Genomic DNA, 17,790 nt, shown 5'->3' with positions numbered 1-17,790 from the left:
TCGGCGCACTGCGCGCATCGCTCGGCCCAAACGAAAACAGCGCCCGAGGGCGCTGTTTTCGTGTCGGAACGACCATCCCGTTACGGGCGGCGCTCCTGGTCGAGCTTGGTGCCAGCCGCGACCGGCTCACCGATTCCATCCTGACCCGCCAGCGACGGCTCGTCGTCCTTGAGCGAATCGAGATGCATCAGGCGACGGATCAGCGGCGCGATCAGCAGCATGACCACGCCCACGCCCACGGCCAGCCAGCCGACGTTGGAGTAGACCTCCATGACACGTGCGACACCACCGCCCTCGCCACCCGTTGCAGCGGAGATCAGACCCGCCGCGAAATTGCCGGTGGCCGAGGCGAAGAACCATGCACCCATGATCAGGCTGGCCATGTTCGCCGGGCTCAGGCGGTTCATCGCCGACAGGCCGACGGGCGACAGGCACAGCTCGCCCAGTGTGTGCAGCAGATAGATCAGGAAGATGAAGATCACTGGCGTTGCGCCCGCGCCTGCGGACTTCGCACCCGCCACCAGCACCAGAAAGCCAGCACCGACGAGGACCACGCCGAGCGCGAACTTGGCCGGTGCCGACGGTTCAAACCCGCGCTTGGCCAGCCACAGCCAGATCATCGCGAAGATCGGCGCCAGGGTGATGATGTAGAACGAGTTCAGCGACTGGAACATCGACGCCGGGACTTCCCATCCGAAGATGATGCGATCCACGGAGCGGTCGGTGAACAGGTTCAGCGATGCGCCCGCCTGCTCGAACAGCGACCAGAACAGCACGGAGCCGACGATCAGGTAGAGCGCCGCCAGGATGCGGTCGCGGTCCTGGCGTTCCAGCTTGAACACCGCGGTCCACAACACGAAGCCGAGCAGCAGCACGCCCGAGGCACCGAGCAGACCGCCCACCAGCTTCTGGTGCTGCAGCAGGAACCAGACCAGGCCGACTGCCGCGACGCCGAGGATGTAGAGCACCCATTCGAACCGCAGGCCGCCCAGGACAGGCGCCGCCAGGCGTTCGGGCACGCGCGATTCACCACGGCCCATCAACAGCGGCTTGCCCAGCACGAACACCACGAGGCCGAGCAGCATGCCAACGCCTGCTGCGCCGAAGCCGTAGGCCCAGCCGTAGGTCTGGCCGAGGTAACCGGCGATGAGCGAACCGAGCATCGCGCCCAGGTTGATGCCCATGTAGAAGATCGTGTACGCGGGATCGCGACGGATATCCGTTCGCGGGTACAGCTGACCGACCATCACCGAGATGTTGGCCTTCAGGAAGCCCGAGCCCACGATGATGAAAGCCAGCGCCAGCCAGAAGATGTTGATCTCGGCTGCGGACTGGCCGCCGTCACCTTCGAACGCCATCAGGAAGTGGCCGAAGGTCAGCAGCACGGCGCCGAACAGCACGGCCTTGCGTTGCCCCAGATACCGGTCGGCGAGATAACCACCGACGACCGGCGCGATGTACACCAGCGCGGTGTAGGCGCCGTAGATCACCGAAGCCTCGGAGTCCGAGTACATCCAGTGCTGCACGAGATAGAAGATCAGCAGCGCGCGCATACCGTAGTAGGAGAACCGCTCCCACATTTCGGCGAAGAACAGCACGAACAGGCCGCGCGGATGGCCGAGGATGGTTTTCTGTTCCTCGGCGGCGTACGGATTCATTGACACGTAGGGCGACTCCTGACGTTGATCGATGCCGCGGACCGGGCCGGGCGACGCGCTAACTTAGCGGCGCCCGCACCACATGGAAAGTGACCTTCGCCATCCCTGGCCCGTGATCCCGTGCCCCTGCGGCGGCGCAGCAGAACGCGTCAGCGCATTCAGCCTGCCGGATAGACGTAGCTCGCGCCGACGCCCAGCGGGATGCCCAAGCCCCAGAACGCCAGCAGGAACAGCGTCCACAGGATCGACAGCGCGATCGAATAGGGAATCATGATCGACACCAGCGTGCCGATGCCGGCCGAGGTCACGTAGCGCTGGCAGAACACGACGATCAGCGGGAAGTACGGCATCAGCGGCGTCAGGATCGTGGTCATCGAATCACCGACGCGGTAGGCCGCCTGGGTGAGATCCGGCGACACGCCGAGCTGCATCATCAGCGGCACCATGATCGGTGCGAGCAGTGCCCACTTCGCCGACGCCGAGCCGATGAACAGGTTCACGATGCCGGTCATCAGGATCAGGCCGATGATCGTCAGCCACATCGGCAGACCGAGGCCCTTGAGGAAATCGGCGCCTTCCACCGCCATCAGCGTGCCTAGGCCCGAGCCGTTGAAGCCGGCCAGGAACTGCGCGATGAAGAACGCAATGACGATGTAGTAGCCCATGCCGCTCATCGACTTGGTCATCGCCGCGATGATGTCGCGATGCGTCTTGACGGTGCCGGCGATGTAGCCGTAGACCACGCCCGGCAGCAGGAACAGCACGAAGATCAGCGCGACGATCGACTGCATCACCGGCGCGGCGGCGACCAGCAGCGGATGTGCGTCGGTCGGCACCATCTCCGGCGGCGCGCGCCACGGCGAGGTCTCGGGCATCAGCGTCAACGCGAACAGTGCTGCGGCCACCAGCATCGCGACCACGGCCCACAGCAGGCCGCGCTTCTCGGCACTGTTGAGCTCATCCATCTTCGGCAGATTCGCCGGATCGCCATCGACGATCGTGCGCTTGAGGCGCGGCTCGACGATGCGGTCGGTGACGAACCAGCCGATCGCAATGATCAGTACGCTCGATGCGCTGGTGAAGATCCAGTTGTTGAGCGGATTGACGATCAATGCCGGATCGAGAATACGGCCCGCTTCCTGGGTGAAGCCCGCGAGCAGCGGATCGAGCGAGGACGGCACCAGCAGCGTGGCCGAGAAGCCACCCGACACACCGCAGAACGCGGCCGCAATACCCGCCAGCGGATGCCGGCCTGCGGCGTAGAAGATCACCCCGCCGAGCGGAATCACCAGCACATAGCCGGCGTCGACCGCGACATGGCTCAGCACCGCGACCGCGACCAGCGCAGGGGTCAGCAGTTGCTTCGGCGTCACCGACAGCACGCGACGCAGCGCGGCGTTGATGAAACCGGTGTGCTCGGCGACGCCGAGTCCGAGCATCGCCACCAGCACCACGCCCAGCGGCGCGAAGCCGAGGAACACGCGAACCATGTTCGCCATGAAGGCGGTCAGCGATTCACCCGAGAGCTGGTTGACCACCTGGATCGGCGTGCCGGTGCGCGGGTCGATCGCCTGGAAATCCACACCCGACAACGCCCACGACAGCGCCCACACCGCGAGCATCAACAACAGAAACAGCATCGCCGGATCCGGCAGTTTGTTGCCCACGCGTTCGACCGTATCGAGGAACCGGGCGATGGCGCCGCGTGGCGCTGCGGTGTCCGGAGAAGGCTGGCTCATGCGGTGTCGTCCCCTGTTTCGTCAGCCCCGCATCCTAGCAGCCGGGCGCCGCGCGAGGCTCCGCAGCAGGCCCGGAAACGAAAAACCCCGGCACGTGGCCGGGGTTTTCCTTCGCAACTGCAATCGCGATCAGGGCGTGTAGCTGGCCCGCACCGTCAGGCGACCGAAGGCGCGTTCGCCCAACACGCGCACGTACCACGTGCCCGCCTGCGGCGCCGCGAGCGTCACCGTCTCGTTGTTGCCCGGACGCTGCGAACGCAGCTGCCACGCATCGACCGTCGGCAGCACGTCGCGACTCGCATACAGCGTCACGTCGCCGGTGCCACCTGCCGTGAGGATGCGCAGGTTGCGCGCACCTGCCGGCACGTCGATGCGGAACAGACGCGATTCGCCCGTAGCACCTTCGATGCCGCCGAGCTGCACGCCATTGACCAGCGGCTGCGCCGCCGTTGCCGGATCTTCGACGATCGACACCGCGGCGACGGCGCTGTCGTTGGCCGCATTCGGATCCTGCGTCTGCGACGTGGCAGCGACCGTCAGCGTCACGGTCTCGTCGATCAGTGCATCGGGTGCAACCGCCGAAAGAGCGAACACCGCCTGCGCCGCGTTCGCCAGCGTTTCGCTGCTGCACGACAGCGTGGTCTTGCCGTCGGCCACGGCCGGCGCATCGCAGCTCCAGTCGGCAGGCGGCGTGACCAGCAGATCGTCGAGCTCCGCATCCAGCACCGCGCCGAAGCCCGGGAACTGCGCGGCATCCGGACCGGCGTTGGTCAGCGTCGCCGTGAACGCGAGCGTGTCGCCAGCGAAGACTTCCGCATTCGCAGCGGCGACCGTGATGCCGAGATCGGCGACCGTCGCCGGCTGCAGGCGCACCAGCAGCACCGTCGGATCGTGATCGGACAGACGCGTCGGTGTGTTCGCATCGTTACGCGCGACTTCGGAGAAGTCGGCATTGATGCGCGCGTGGCTGACATCGAGACCCACGACCAGCGGCGAATCCACCAGCGCCTGGTTCACCAGCACGTGGTCGAGCGACTGCGCCTGGTAATCGAAGACGAAGGAGTAGCGCTCCTCAGCGGACGCTTCCAGGGTCATGTTGAGCAGCGACGGTGCGATCAGCACCGCGCCGTCGTTGTCCACCGCGGTTTCGCCGTCGGGCGACGGCAGGCCGGTGACCGTGCCCATCGCGTCGACGTAGCCGTCGTTGAACTCGAACGCGTTGAAATCGCCGAGCACCACGATCTGGCGCGTCGCATCGTCCTTCTGCATCCCGTCGATCAGCCTGGCCAGATACTCGGCCTGCTTCTGCCGCTTGTCGCGCACGCGCTGGCCACCGGTGGCCCAGCCATTGGTGCCGGCCGTGTCGGCTTCGATGCCGCTCAGCGAACGCTGGTGCACGACGATCGCGGTGAACGGATAGCTGCGGCCGTCGGTGAAGTGCGCCACGGCGTCGAGCACCAGCGGCGGACGGTCGTTGAGCACACTGGTCGAACCGTTCGGATTGACCAGCACTTCTTCGCCACCTTCCTGCACCACCGTGTTCACCGCGATGCGGGCGACGCTGCCGACCGATGCGGTCTTGACCAGGAAGCCGACGTCGATGCCGCCGACGTCGAAGCCTTCTTCCAGATACGCGACGTACGCAGGATCCGGCTGGCCGGCGGCAATCGCATCGGCGTTGATGCGGTTGGCGAGCGTGGTCAGCACCGGCAGGTTCTCGACCTCGGTGACACCGACGACGTCCGGCGTGTGCAGATACGCGCGGATGCCGATCGAGGCCTTCGACAGACGACGCTCCAGTGCGGCCGGCGTCAGCGTCGGACCGCTGTTGGCATCGTTCACCGTGTCGAAGAAACGCTGCAGGTTGTAGGTCGCGAAGGTCACGTGGTCGGGACCCGGCAGCATCGACGGACGCGGTTCACCCGCGCCCGTGCAGTCGCTGGTGAGCGCGCCTTCCGGATAGATCGTGTAGCGGCGGAAGGTGTAGTCGAGCGGACCGGTCAGCGAACCACCGGTGATGCGGCAGCCGGCGGCGAGATCGGCGGTCGGTGCACCGATCGTGGTGCTGTTGACCGCGATCAGTTCCGGGTTGTAATCCCAGCGCGGGATGTTCGGCGCAACGCTGCCCAGCGGATCGGGATCCGGAATCTGGATGCCGGGCTCGCGGAACGGACGCGCCGTACCGGTGACGACGACGGCGAAGCGGCCGTTGCTGCTGCCGGTCGCCTGCGCTTCGTTGGTGTTGCCCGTGGTCGGCGCGACGACCGTGAAGCTTGGCGCGGTGACGCGCATGCCTTCCAGATGCTCCAGCTGCTCGAGGCCGCCGGTGGCATTGGGCATGTCGTTGGTGAGCACGATCGCAGCCGGCAGCGCGTGGCCTTCCGACAGCTTGACCACCGATGCATTGGTGATCTGTGTCAGCGGCAGTTGCAGCGGATCGGCAGTCGGCACGTACTCGGTCACCGTGCCCTGCACCAGCACCTTGTTGCCGACGGCGACATCGGCCGACGGCGCGCTGTTGGTGAAAACGAACAGGCCTTCCGATGTCGCCGGATCACCATCGTCCTCGCCGTCCGGCGTCTGGATGAAGAAGCCGCTGTTCTTGCGGCCCGTGACGATGCCCGAGGTCGCGACCGGCTGACCCTCGACCGGCGAACGCGCACCGCGGCCTTGGATCTCGTGGATCGGAAGCGTGGTCACGTCGTCGTTGAGGATCGTGACGGTGGCCTGGCCTTTCGCCACTTCCGCGCCCGACACATCGCTGAGGTTGATGTAGAAGACCTCGTCCGGCTCGACCGTCTCGTCGCCGACGACTTCGACGCTCAGGCTCAGCTCGCGCTGGCCTTCTTCGAAACTGATCGTGCCCGAGCGCGCGATGTAGTCGTTGTCGGCGACGGTCGCCATGCCATCGGCGGTCGTGTAGGTGAAGCTCACACCTTCCGGGCCGGCTGGCTGGTTCAGCGACACGGTCACGAAGAACGGCGTTCTGCCGCTGTCGCCTTCGGCGCCGCTGGTGTCGGTGATGCTCAGATAGAGCGTGCCGCCACCGCTGCAGATATTCGGAATGCTGGCGGCGTTGCGTGGAGCGGGTGCGCCGGTCGCGAAGTCGGCGGCGTTGTTGTTCGTATCCGTGCAGCCGTCGCCGGCGCGCAGGATCGAGGTGCTGTTGCTCGGTGCCGGTGCGGGCGCGCTGCCTTCGAAGAAGTTGGCGCTGCCGAATCCGACCAGATCAAGGATCAGCGCCAGCTGCGCGGAGGTGCAGGCGGTGCTGCCGCCGTTGCAGCCCAGGCTGGTGGTGGTGTTCGCAAGGACGATCTTGCCGGCCGTACCGGACATGTTGATCGTGCCGGTGGCATCTGGCGTCGGCAGCGGCCCCCCGGTCGCGCCGCCGGCCAGGCCGACGAGGAAATAACCGCCGGCCGGGATCTCGACATCCGGCAACACGACGATCTGGGTCGCGCTGGAGCCGAAATTGCCGGTGCCGGTGGCGCTGGCGTACTGGACCGACTTTCCACCGAGCGAAACCGGCAGATCGCCGGTGTTGAACAGTTCCACGAAGTCCGCGTTGTAAGGCGCGCCACTGTTGCCGCCGCCGCCATAGGCCTGGCTGACGACCACATCCGCCTGCGCGGCGCCTGCGCCGCAACACAGCAACAAGGCCGACAACAGCCGGCTGGTTGTTCGAGTCATGCGTGAATCCCCAAGAGTCCCCGAGCGACAGCGCCCCACGCCCGATTGTGCCGGGGTTGGATGGCGATTGCATGACGCCTGCCGGCACTTGTCGCCGCACAGCGTCAGCGCGCCCGGAGCCAAGGGCCTGCGGTACCCTGCGCCGATGACGATCGACCGCAACCAGCGCCCTCTCGAAGACGGCATCCACCGCGACCTGTCCGGCCGCATCACCTACGGCGGTTACCTGCGTCTGGACCTGCTGCTGGCCGCGCAGCAGCCGCTATCGCAGCCGCCGCACCACGACGAGATGCTGTTCGTCGTCCAGCACCAGGTGTCCGAGCTCTGGCTCAAGCTGCTGATCCACGAACTGGCGGCGGCGATCGGCCACCTGCAACGCGACGAGGTCTGGCGCTGCCGCAAGGTGCTGGCGCGCTGCAAGCAGGTGCTGCGGCAGCTGACCGAGCAGTGGTCGGTGCTCGAGACGATGACGCCGGCCGAGTACATGGAGTTCCGCGACGTGCTGGGCCCCTCGTCCGGCTTCCAGTCGCTGCAGTACCGCACCGTCGAGTTTCTGCTCGGCAACAAGAATGCGGCGATGCTCGACGTGTTCGCGCATGAGCCCGACGGCCAGGCGGCGCTGCAGACCGTGCTCGACGCGCCCGGCCTTTACGACGAGTTCCTGTGCTATCTCGCCCGCTGGGGCCATCCGGTCGATCCGCGGCATCTGCAGCGCGACTGGCGCCAGCCGCACACCTTCGATGCCACGCTGGTACCGGTGTTCGAATCGATCTACGAGGACACCGAACGCCACTGGCGCGAGTACTCGCTGTGCGAGGACCTGGTGGATCTCGAATCCCAGTTCCAGCTGTGGCGCTTCCGCCACATGCGCACGGTGATGCGCATCATCGGCTTCAAGCGCGGCACCGGTGGATCGAGCGGCGTCGGCTTCCTCAAACAGGCGCTGGAGCTGACCTTCTTCCCCGAACTGTTCGAAGTCCGCACGCACGTCGGACCGGGACGCGGCAGCGACGCCTGAGCCACCTTGCGCTGCGCGATCGATCCATCACGTGATCGACGACCCTCGACGCTCCCGCGAGCGCAAGCTGGGGCCAGCCCCAGCATCTCCCTCACGTCACACGGTCTACAGTCCGCGCCCATTCATCAAGAAAGAAAGGCGGCGTAATGTCGATCATGGTCTGGGCGATTGTTGGTGGTCTGGTTGGATTCGGTGCACTCGTGTTCACCGCGAACCGGGCAAAGAGTGCGAATAACCCCTGGGACGAGCGCACCTTCAACGCAGAAGGCGATGTACTCGCACGCATCGACGCCTGGGCGTCCGCCAACGGCTACAAGCTGCGCAGCGATGACGGCCGCCGCCGCGTCTACCAGAAGGGCGTCAACTTCCTGACCGCGCCGATGCGCTTCGAAGTGGACCGCGATGGCGACCGCTACACCACGCGCAGCTACGTGCACGTCGACGCGCTGGTGATGCAGGGCAATCTGGCGCTCACGCATCCCGGCGTGGTCGCCAAGGTGCCGCGCTCGAATGCGCGCAAGGCGCAGAACCTGCTGTTCGCCGATCTGGGCCAGCCGCTGCTGCCCTGATCACATCGGCTGTGCGATCAGCGCGCGATCCTCCGGTGCATCCACATCGGAGGATCGGAGATGCCGCACCACAGCCGCCTGTCCACGTTCGTCCTCGACTGCCAGGTCGAGGATCTCGCGCCGCACGTCGAATTCTGGCGCCAGGCGCTCGGCAAACCGCTCAAGCCGCTGCCGCCCGAAGACGATGACGGTCGCTACGCGGTACTGGACACCGCCGACGACGAGCCGGTGCTGATGCTGCAGAAGGTCGACCACGCGTCGCGCATCCATCTCGACATCGAAGCCGACGACGTCGACGCCGAAGTCGCACGCCTGGAACAGCTCGGCGCCGTGCGCGTCGAACAGGTGAAAACCTGGTGGGTCATGCAGGCGCCGAGCGGGCACCGCTTCTGCGTCGTACGCCCGCAGCGCACGCCGATGGGCCCGCACGGCAACACCTGGGACTGACGACCGGTCTCAGAACCTGTTCACGATCTGTCGCGAGCGCAGCCGGATGGCGCGTGGCGGAGCGCAGAAAGCGCAGTGTACGTGCCGGTACATGAGCATTTCGAGCACCGCGCGCGCGTCATCCGGCAAGCGCAGCAAGATCGTGGACAGGTTCTCAGCCGGCGCGTGCCTGCCGGTCAAGCCACACACCGAGCCCCTGCGCATTGATGACGATGTCGCCGCCGAGGATGTCCTGTACGCGCGCACCCGCGTTTTCGATGCCGTGCGCGAGCGCGCGACCGGTATAGAGTCGCGTCAGTCCCTCGACGATGCGCTCGTGGCGATCGGCATGGCCGTGCGCATCGCGCGCGATCACGACCATCGCATCGATCTGCGCGTGCAGATCGGCCGCGAGCCGGGTGCACTCGGTGACTTCGCCGTAATGCGCGATGCGGATCGACACCGGCGACTTCGCGAGCAGCGTGTCGATCGAGGCGTGCATCTGTTCGGGATCGAACTGCACCGGCGAGGTCGTCGGCAGGACGAAGGCACCGTTCGCGGTATCGAGTTCGCGATACGACAGCCCGAACGTGTCGCCCGCGAACCAGCTGCGTGTCGCGGCGTCCCAGACGCTGTAGTGATGCAGCGCGTGGCCGGGCGTGTCGATGCACAGCAGCGGGCGCCCGGCGAGTTCGACGACATGACCGTCGTCGGCGATGACCACGCGGTCCTCGGCGACCGGCAGCATGCCGGCATGGTCGCGTTCGAACATCGCCTCGCCGTAGACGGCCTTCGCACCGGCGATGAGTTTCGTGGGATCGATCATGTGCGGCGCACCGCGCGGATGCACGACGAGCTTCGCGTTCGGCAACGCGCGGATCAGCGGGCCCGCTGCACCGGCGTGATCGAGATGCACGTGCGTGACCATCAGCCAGTCGACCGCGCCGCGCGGCACGCCGGCCGCGTCGATCGCATCGAGCACGGTCTGCGCGCAGGTCGCAGTGCCGCAGTCGATCAGCGCCGCGCGTCCGCCGGATTCGACGAGGTAGGCCGCGCACAGGCCCGGGCGCACGTAGCCGGTGTCGATGATCGTGATCGCGTGTTGATCGTGCATCGCGCGTCTCCCGTTGGACAGAACCGCCAGTCTAGGGCGCGCGGTGTCGACGCCCGATACGGCCTTGGTCGAAGCCGCTCAGCCGCGGCGGCGCAGTACCCGCATGCGCAACGCGAATGCGGTGCCGAGCACCGCGAGAAACACGCCGTAGCCGAGGGCCGTTGCCAGGATCTGCGCCCACATGCTGCCGTGGCCGTGGTCGGCGACCTCGTGCGCCCAGTGGATCGACAGCAGGAATGCGACGACGGACGCGGCGAGGCTGACGAGATCGAACACGATACGGCGCGCACCACGCGGCTGGCGCGGGTACACCCAGAACAGCACGCCCAGAATCAGGAACCACGGCAGGAACAGCAGCAGCGCCAGATTCTGGGCGACGGTGGGGTTCACGAGGCGGCCTTCTCGGCATCGGCGGCGGCCAGTGCATCGAACGCGGTCTGCACGGTGGCGGCGTCGATGCCGTCGCCGAGGGTGGCCGGTGCGTCGGCGAGCGCGAGTTCACCGCGGCGCAAGCGGGCGATGGTCTGGCCCGCATCGCGTGGCGCATCGAAGGCCGCGCTCTGCAGCAGCACGCGTTCGCCGTCGACCAGCTTGAAATAGAACTTTCCATCGGCTTCGCGGTACTGCTTGAATGCCGGCGGCGCGGCCTTGGCGGACGCAGGCGCATCAGACGGAATCGACGCCGCGCTGCCGAGGTTGCGCAGGCCGACCGCGTCACGCAGTTCGCGCAGCAACGGAATCGCATAACGCTCGCGCAGACGCTGACCGCCATCGCGCAGGGTGTCTTCGATGTCGCCCGGGCGGGCAATCAGATCTTCATAGCGTTCGCGCATCGGCGCGATCTCGCGCTCGACGACATCGAACAGCTGCTGCTTCGCATCGCCCCAGCCGATGCCGTCGGCGAATGCAGCCGCGAAACCCGCGGTCTCGTCCGGTGTCGCGAAGGCCTGGTAGAGCTGGAACAGCGCGGAGCCGTCGGTCGACTTCGCTTCGCCCGGCATCTTCGAATCGGTGAGGATCGAGAACACCAGCTTCTTCAGCTGCGCCTGCGGCACGAACAACGGAATGGTGTTGTCGTAGCTCTTGCTCATCTTGCGGCCGTCGAGACCCGGCAGCGTCGCCACGTTGTCGTCGATCGCCGCTTCCGGGAGGTTGAACCAGTCGCGGCCGTAGACGTGATTGAAGCGCTGGGCGAAATCGCGCGCCATCTCGATGTGCTGGATCTGGTCGCGGCCCACCGGCACGCGGTCGGCGTTGAAGATCAGGATGTCGGCGGCCATCAGCACGGGATACATGAAGAGACCGGCCGTCACCGCGGCATCGTCGTCCTCGCCGTCGGCGCGGTTCTTGTCGACCGCCGCCTTGTAGGCGTGCGCGCGGTTGAGGATGCCCTTGCCGGCCACGCAGGTCAGCAGCCACATCAGCTCGGTCGTCTCCGGCACATCGCTCTGGCGGTAGAACCACACCTTCGACGGATCCAGTCCGGCCGCGAGCCACGTCGCCGCGATTTCCAGCGTCGAGCGCTGGGTGCGCGCCGGGTCCTGCGCCTTGATCAGGCTGTGCAGGTCGGCGAGAAAATAGAAGCTCTCTGTGCTCGGCGCGCGGCTGGCGGTGATCGCCGGACGCACGGCGCCGACGTAGTTGCCGAGGTGCGGCGTGCCGGACGTGGTGATGCCGGTGAGGACGCGCTGGGGACGCTGGGACATGGGCTGCAGGCTGCGGAAAACAGGCCACCAGTCTAACCGCTGGCCGTCGTGCGGCTGGCCGTAACCCCGTTCTCGATGCGGGGCCGTTCGCCAGTACACCACCCCGCGAGAGACCCGCCATGCACGCACCCCGCCCCGCCCGATCCATTGCCGCCTGGCTGCTGCTGGGCAGTCTGCTGGCGATGCCCGCCGTGCACGCGGTCCGCGCCTGGAAGGCGCAGGAGCGTGTCCGCATCGAAGTCGTCGATCGCGACACCGGCAGCACGGCCCAGCCCGTGTCGCATCGTGGCGACAGCTGGATCGCCGGCACACCCGGCGCGCCGTACGCGATCCGCCTGACCAATACGACCGGCGCGCGCGTCCTCGTCGTGCTGTCGGTCGACGGCGTCAATGCGATCAGCGGCGAGACCGCCGCGCCATCGCAGACCGGCTACGTGCTCGCGCCCTGGCAGACCACCGAGATCACCGGCTGGCGCAAGTCGCACGACGATGTCGCACGTTTCGAATTCGCCGCGCTCGGCGACAGCTATGCGGCGCGCACGGGCCGTCCGGACAACGTCGGTACGATCGGCATCGCCGTGTTCGGCGAACGCGAACCGCCTCCGCCCGTCGCAGTGTCCCGGGCGCCCTACCCGGCACCGCCGTCGCCGCCCGCGCCCGTTGAACGCGAACGCTCGGCGTCAGCCGCTTCCGATTCGGTCGCGTCCGAATCGAACGCGTCGAGAATGCGCGCCGAGCGTCAGAGCATCGGCACTGGCCATGGCGCACGCGAATGGGCGCCGGTGTCGTCGACCGCATTCGAGCGCGCGACGCGTACGCCGGTGCAGGTCTCCACGCTGCGCTACGACAGCGTCGATGCACTGGTGGCGCGTGGTGTCCTGCCCCGCCATCGTGCCTGGGCGCAGGCACGTCGCCCCGAAGCGTTCCCGGGCGGCTTCGTGCCGGATCCCTGATCCATCCTGATTCTTCGACGCCGCACACGCGAACGGACCGGCGTAAGCCGGTCCGTTCTCCTGTTTCTCTGGCGCCGTGCATCGCAACGCACGCGGCGCGGTATCAGCTGTCGAGCGTCTTCTCAAAGTCTTTGACTTCCCGCTCGGCGCGATCGCGTTCCCAGCCGTACTTCTCCTGCAACTTGCCCGCGAGATATTTGCTGTCACCGGCCGCGACATCGAACACGTCGTCGGTCAGGTCGCCCCATTTGGCCTGCGCCTTGCCCTTCACTTGGGTCCACTTGCCGGCAATGATGTCTTTGTTCATGGCGATCGATCCTGTCTTCGGGTGGATGCGGCGCGGATGCTTGGCGCGTGCGTTCCGGTTCCGCGAAGCCAGGTTCGCATCGCGGCCATCAAACCCGGGTCGAGATTTCGTAAGCCGCCTCGTCACGTCGCTGAGCAGACGTGCGTCGATCGTGAACTCCACGCATAAAAAAGGCCGGCAATGCCGGCCTTTTCGTGCGATGGACTGCGTGGATCAGGGACGCGTGGTGGTGCCGCCGGTCTTGTTGGCGCTGTCTTCCACCTTCTCGCCAACCTTCTGCACGTCCTGGCCGGCACCCTTCATGGTGTTGCAGGCGGTCAGGGTGCCAACGGTGAACATGGCGAGCAGCATCAGTGCGGTCAAACGCTTCATGGGATTCTCCAGGGATTCCGGTTTCGTTGCGAACAGCTGCGGACCTCCGCAACCATGGCGCGACTATAGAAACCTGCCTTGTGAAAGCCGTGTGCACCGGTTCGAGCGGCCGCTCCACGCGTTCAACGATGCGCGCATGGCGTGAAGACGTACGATTCAGTCGCGCATCAACGTCGACTTGCCGAACAGGCTTTCGACCAGATCCACCGCGAGCTCCGCGGTCGTGTTGCCCTGGTCCAGCGCGGTATTGACCTCGACGATGTCCAGCGAGCCCAGACGCCCGCTGTCGGCGATCATCTCCATCACCAGCTGCGCCTCGCGGTAGTTGATGCCACCCGGCACCGGCGTGCCCGTGCCGGGCGCGATGGTCGGGTCGAGCACGTCGACGTCGAAGCTCACATGCAGATGCGTGTCATCGTCGAGGCCGTCCAGCGCTTCCTCGACCACCCGGCGCATGCCGACCTCGTCGATGTAGCGCATGTCGTAGATGTCGAGGCCATGTTCCTTGACCAGACGCTTCTCGTCGGGATCGACCGAGCGGATGCCGATCTGGCGGAACTGCGCGACCTGCATCGACGGCGACACACCGCCCAGGCCGGTCAGTTCATCCGGACCGATACCGCACAGGCAGGCGACGGGCATGCCGTGCACGTTGCCCGACGGGGTGATCTGCGAGGTGTTGAAGTCGGTGTGTGCGTCCAGCCACAGCACGCGCAGCTTTCGGCCCGTCGCGCGGCAGTGGTTGGCGACCGCCGCGATCGAGCCGATCGCCAGGCAATGATCGCCGCCGAGCATGATCGGCATGCGCCCGCGCGCGAGTTCGGCGCTGGACGCCTCGAGCACCGCGCGGTTCCAGGCGACCACCTCGTCCAAATGGCGATAACCCTCTCGAGGTCCGGTCCAGGGATTCTTCGGGCCCTTGAGATCGCCGAGGTCGTCGACGTCGACGCCGCGCGCGATCAGCGCCTCGACCAGCCCCGCGACGCGTAGGCCCTCGGGGCCCATCGATGCACCGCGGCGGCCGGCCCCCACATCGGTGGGCACGCCGAAGATCGACACCTGGGAATTCGTCTGCTGCATGACCTCTCCTGAGCGAATGCGCGGCCATCGCGCACAGGGCGACGGCGGATGTGGCATCGACGCCGGGGTGGCCGTGGGGAGGCGCCGGGCAGGCGCGGGCGCACGCAGAACGACATCGGAACTGGTGCCGGCACCCGGATTCGAACTGGGGACCTACCGCTTACAAGGCGGTTGCTCTACCAACTGAGCTATGCCGGCATGGCATGCGGCGGGGCCGCGGCGGAATTCTAACCTGCAACCTGCTGCGCGTTGCAGTCGCGCGTTTCGACGCGGGCCGCGCCGACGCGCGCGCGCAGGGCATCGCCGGCGTCGCCTTCGGCCAGCGTCGCGTCGATCCAGTGGCGGGTGAGCGTGCTGCCGAGCGGCGCGGCATCGGCGTCGAAGCCGGCGTCGCGAAGCGCCTGCGCGCGCGCGTTGGCGGCCGGCTCGCTGCCGAACCGGCCCAGCGCGATGCCGTTGGCCTCGGCGCCGTCGGCGATCACGTAGTAGTCGTTGAAGCCGGCAGCCAGCAGGCGCGCGACCATCGCGTCGGCCGCCGCGCGGTCCGGCAACGGCGCCATCCAGACGCGCCAGCCGCGCGGGGTTTCACCAATGTCGCGCGCGGCGACCGTCACGGTCACCGGCGACAGCTGCGCCAGAGCCGCGTCGCGGGTCGGCGCATCGGCGAATGGTCCCAGCGCAACGCATTGCGCGGGATCGGCCGCGCGCAGCGCGGTGTCGACGGCCGTGTCTTCCGCTGTTCCGGCAGATGCCGCAGTCGCGTCGGGTTCGATGGAGTCGAGCGCGACGGATGCAGGCGCATCGACGCCATCCGCCGCCGGCTCGCCGACCAGCCGCAGCGTCGACGGTCCCGTGTCGACCAGCGCGGCGGCATCGCCCGGTTCACCGCGCACGGCCCACCACACCGCAACGCCGAAGTTGAGGATCACCAGCAGGACAACGGTCGCGCGGAGCAGCATGGCGCGATCCTACCCTTCCGGCGACGCGATGCCGGCACTCGCACGGTGCCAGCGCGCGAGTCCGTGCAGCACCAGGTCGGCGCGCCAGTGCGCGTCAGGCAGGCGGCCGCGCAAGGCCTCGCCGCCACCGCCGTGCAGCAACAGGCGCGGCCGCGTGCCGAGCCGGGCAGTCGCTTCCGACAGGCTGCGCTCGACCAGACCCAGCGCGGCGCCTTCGCAGCCGGAGACCAGCGCGTCGTCGGTGTCGTCGGCGAATTCCGCATAGTCGCCGCCGCTCGGTGCGAGCTGGGCCACGCGCCGGTGCAGGGCCTCGCGCATCAGCGTCGGCGACGGCGCGATGCGGCCGCCGAGGTGGCGCCCTTCGCCATCGATCAGATCGACAGTCAGCGCGGTGCCGACACCGACGACCAGCGCCGGCGCGCCATCGGCATGCGCGGACAGCAGGGCGAGGAACCGGTCGACGCCGAAGCGCGTCGGATCCGCGTAGGCGATCGTCAGGCCGTCGAGCGTAGGCAACGTGTGCGCCAGCTGCACCTGCGCGCCGCGTGCGGCCAGCGCATCGAGCAGGATCATCCGCAGCGCCGGCGAGGCGACGCTGGCGACGATCGCGACGTCGATGCGCGCCGGCAGCTCCTCGAGCCACTCGGGATCGAACCCGCCTTCCACATGCGAGGTGCCCTGCACCGCGCCGATGCGGCCATCGCCGTCGAGCGACGCGAATTTCAGCCGGGTATTGCCCAGATCGAACAGCCAGGTATTCATGCGATGCCCTCCCTGCGCACGCTGACTTCGCCCGCATGGAAGACGCGCAGCGCGCCGTCCACGTGGACGCGCAACGCGCCATCGTCCTCGATGCCCGCGGCGATGCCGCGCAGCGTGCCGTTGCCGGTATGGATGTCCACTGCCGCGCCGTCGAGCGCGTCGATGCGTGCGTAGCGATCGCGGAACGGTGCCAGACCTTCGCGATCGAACAGGTCCAGCGCCTGCAACCAGGCACCCAGCAGCGCGGCGGCGAGCGCATCACGCGTCGGCGGCGCGTCCGCGCAGCAGCTCGCCAGATCGGTCCACGGCTGGTCGATCGCCGCGGCCTGCGCCTCGGGCATGCGCACATTGACGCCGATGCCGAGGACGGCGCGGACCGGACCGGCATGTTCGCCGCCGCCCTCGACCAGAATGCCGCCGAGCTTGCGCAGCCCGTCCGCATCGACGACGACCAGATCGTTCGGCCATTTCAGTCGCACGGCCTCGATGCCGAGCGCGCGCAAAGCCTCGACCGCGGCGACGCCCGCCACCAGGCTCAGTCCGCCGAGACGCGCGAGACCGCCATCGAAGCCGCGCTGCAGCGACAGGTACAGATGCGCGGCCAGCGGCGATTGCCAGCTGCGCCCGCGACGGCCGCGGCCGCCGGTCTGGCGTTCGGCCAGCAGCACTTCGGCATTCGCGCCCGGCATCGGCCGGCGCAGCAGTTCGGCATTCGTCGAATCGATGGTCCACGCGATCTCCAGCGACGCCATGCGTGCGCGGTCCGCTGGGCCGAGCGCATCGAGGATCGCGTCGGCATCGAGCAGTGCCAGCGGCTGCGCGAGTGCGTAGCCGATGCCGGGCCGCGCGACAATCGGCACGCCGGCCTCGCGCAGCAGCTCGATGCGCTTCCACACCGCGGCCCGGGTCTGTCCCGACGCCTGGGCCAGCGCATCCCCGGACACCGGACCTTCGATCAGACGTTGCAGCAGCGCGCGTTCGGGCGACTGCGTCGTGGGGCGCGGGGGAGCTGGGGACGAAGACATCGCCCGATTATCGGCGAGCCCGGCGCCGGGTGTCGCCCATTGCCGCGACGCAGCGTCGCCGCAGCGGAACGTGCGCTATGATCCGCAGGCTGTGCGTCCTGCTTCCTTCCAGGGTGATCCGATGTCCGCACGTCTGATGGTCTGCTTGCTGATGCTGGGCGCGAGCCTGCCCGTCTTCGCGCGCGACGCGCTCACGGACACGGCCGCCGATACGCCCTGCCCGCCTGCGGCCAATGCGCCCCAGAGCGAGCCATCGCTGGACACCGCCAACGTGCGCCGTGCGCCCGCGGCAGGCAGCGCGTCCAAGGTCCGCCCGGCCGTCACCGGCGGTGGCGAGACCGAGGGCCCGGCCCGCGGGCCGCGCTGGCACAGTTTCCTGCCGGGCATGTTCCGCTGACGGAATCGCCAGGCA

Annotated in this window: 17 protein-coding genes and 1 tRNA gene; 5 read left to right on the top strand and 13 right to left on the bottom strand. The window is 67.8% G+C overall.

Going from position 1 to position 17,790, the window contains the following annotated elements; all coding sequences use genetic code 11:
• Positions 1 to 80: 80 nt before the first annotated feature.
• The 3 genes from LU699_RS11675 to LU699_RS11665 all read right to left on the bottom strand — a co-directional run bounded on the left by LU699_RS11675 (position 81) and on the right by LU699_RS11665 (position 7,087).
• Entirely contained in the window at positions 81 to 1,658 is a 1,578-nt protein-coding gene (locus tag LU699_RS11675; RefSeq protein ID WP_232138069.1) for a peptide MFS transporter, read from the bottom strand.
• 158 nt (positions 1,659 to 1,816) lie between these two features.
• The gene (locus LU699_RS11670) at positions 1,817 to 3,397 is read right to left on the bottom strand and encodes an AbgT family transporter (protein ID WP_232138001.1); all 1,581 of its coding nucleotides are present in this window, start codon (positions 3,395 to 3,397) and stop codon (positions 1,817 to 1,819) included.
• A gap of 129 nt (positions 3,398 to 3,526) precedes the next feature.
• Positions 3,527 to 7,087 (bottom strand): Calx-beta domain-containing protein, encoded by a 3,561-nt coding sequence (locus LU699_RS11665; protein ID WP_232580176.1) that lies wholly within the window; start codon positions 7,085 to 7,087, stop codon positions 3,527 to 3,529.
• 145 nt (positions 7,088 to 7,232) lie between these two features.
• Here LU699_RS11665 and LU699_RS11660 point away from each other — a divergent pair, with 145 nt between their 5' ends.
• The 3 genes from LU699_RS11660 to LU699_RS11650 all read left to right on the top strand — a co-directional run bounded on the left by LU699_RS11660 (position 7,233) and on the right by LU699_RS11650 (position 9,121).
• Entirely contained in the window at positions 7,233 to 8,105 is an 873-nt protein-coding gene (locus LU699_RS11660) for a tryptophan 2,3-dioxygenase (protein WP_232138003.1), read from the top strand.
• 146 nt (positions 8,106 to 8,251) lie between these two features.
• The gene (locus LU699_RS11655) at positions 8,252 to 8,674 is read left to right on the top strand and encodes a hypothetical protein (RefSeq protein ID WP_232138004.1); all 423 of its coding nucleotides are present in this window, start codon (positions 8,252 to 8,254) and stop codon (positions 8,672 to 8,674) included.
• Between the two features lie 60 nt (positions 8,675 to 8,734).
• A complete protein-coding gene (locus LU699_RS11650; protein ID WP_232138005.1) occupies positions 8,735 to 9,121 on the top strand; it encodes a VOC family protein in 387 nt (128 codons plus the stop codon).
• Between the two features lie 154 nt (positions 9,122 to 9,275).
• Here LU699_RS11650 and LU699_RS11645 read toward each other — a convergent pair whose 3' ends face one another.
• The 3 genes from LU699_RS11645 to LU699_RS11635 all read right to left on the bottom strand — a co-directional run bounded on the left by LU699_RS11645 (position 9,276) and on the right by LU699_RS11635 (position 11,920).
• Positions 9,276 to 10,214, bottom strand: coding sequence for an MBL fold metallo-hydrolase (locus tag LU699_RS11645; RefSeq protein WP_232138006.1), 939 nt, complete (start codon positions 10,212 to 10,214; stop codon positions 9,276 to 9,278).
• Between the two features lie 78 nt (positions 10,215 to 10,292).
• Positions 10,293 to 10,604 carry a hypothetical protein gene (locus LU699_RS11640; RefSeq protein WP_232138007.1) on the bottom strand — a complete coding sequence of 104 codons (312 nt, stop codon included), beginning with the start codon at positions 10,602 to 10,604 and terminating at the stop codon, positions 10,293 to 10,295.
• Entirely contained in the window at positions 10,601 to 11,920 is a 1,320-nt protein-coding gene (locus LU699_RS11635; RefSeq protein WP_232138008.1) for a tryptophan--tRNA ligase, read from the bottom strand. Before LU699_RS11635 ends, LU699_RS11640 begins: the two co-directional genes overlap by 4 nt.
• Before the next feature lie 119 nt (positions 11,921 to 12,039).
• Between LU699_RS11635 and LU699_RS11630 the strand changes: the two genes are divergently transcribed.
• Positions 12,040 to 12,873, top strand: a complete 834-nt coding sequence (locus LU699_RS11630) for a hypothetical protein (RefSeq protein ID WP_232138009.1) — start codon at positions 12,040 to 12,042, stop codon at positions 12,871 to 12,873.
• 103 nt (positions 12,874 to 12,976) lie between these two features.
• On the opposite strand, the gene LU699_RS11625 is transcribed toward LU699_RS11630, so the two are convergent.
• The 7 genes from LU699_RS11625 to birA all read right to left on the bottom strand — a co-directional run bounded on the left by LU699_RS11625 (position 12,977) and on the right by birA (position 17,378).
• Positions 12,977 to 13,180, bottom strand: a complete 204-nt coding sequence (locus tag LU699_RS11625) for a CsbD family protein (RefSeq protein ID WP_232138010.1) — start codon at positions 13,178 to 13,180, stop codon at positions 12,977 to 12,979.
• Positions 13,181 to 13,393: 213 nt separating this feature from the next.
• Positions 13,394 to 13,552, bottom strand: coding sequence for an entericidin A/B family lipoprotein (locus LU699_RS11620; RefSeq protein WP_232115549.1), 159 nt, complete (start codon positions 13,550 to 13,552; stop codon positions 13,394 to 13,396).
• A 156-nt stretch (positions 13,553 to 13,708) separates the two neighbouring features.
• Positions 13,709 to 14,632 carry an arginase gene (rocF, locus tag LU699_RS11615; RefSeq protein ID WP_232138011.1) on the bottom strand — a complete coding sequence of 308 codons (924 nt, stop codon included), beginning with the start codon at positions 14,630 to 14,632 and terminating at the stop codon, positions 13,709 to 13,711.
• Positions 14,633 to 14,754: 122 nt separating this feature from the next.
• Positions 14,755 to 14,830 (bottom strand) — tRNA-Thr (locus tag LU699_RS11610).
• 29 nt (positions 14,831 to 14,859) lie between these two features.
• Entirely contained in the window at positions 14,860 to 15,591 is a 732-nt protein-coding gene (locus LU699_RS11605) for an SPOR domain-containing protein (protein WP_232138012.1), read from the bottom strand.
• 9 nt (positions 15,592 to 15,600) lie between these two features.
• Positions 15,601 to 16,353 (bottom strand): type III pantothenate kinase, encoded by a 753-nt coding sequence (locus tag LU699_RS11600; RefSeq protein WP_232138013.1) that lies wholly within the window; start codon positions 16,351 to 16,353, stop codon positions 15,601 to 15,603.
• Positions 16,350 to 17,378, bottom strand: a complete 1,029-nt coding sequence (gene birA, locus LU699_RS11595; RefSeq protein WP_232138014.1) for a bifunctional biotin--[acetyl-CoA-carboxylase] ligase/biotin operon repressor BirA — start codon at positions 17,376 to 17,378, stop codon at positions 16,350 to 16,352. The genes LU699_RS11600 and birA overlap by 4 nt, the downstream gene beginning before the upstream one ends.
• Positions 17,379 to 17,499: 121 nt before the next feature.
• Here birA and LU699_RS11590 point away from each other — a divergent pair, with 121 nt between their 5' ends.
• Entirely contained in the window at positions 17,500 to 17,775 is a 276-nt protein-coding gene (locus tag LU699_RS11590) for a hypothetical protein (RefSeq protein ID WP_232138015.1), read from the top strand.
• Positions 17,776 to 17,790: the final 15 nt, after the last annotated feature.

This window comes from Luteimonas fraxinea (assembly GCF_021233355.1).
In the GTDB taxonomy this organism is placed as follows: Bacteria; Pseudomonadota; Gammaproteobacteria; order Xanthomonadales; family Xanthomonadaceae; genus Luteimonas; species Luteimonas fraxinea.
Note: the sequence above shows the minus strand (reverse complement) of the source record. Positions and strands in the feature narration are given on the sequence as shown.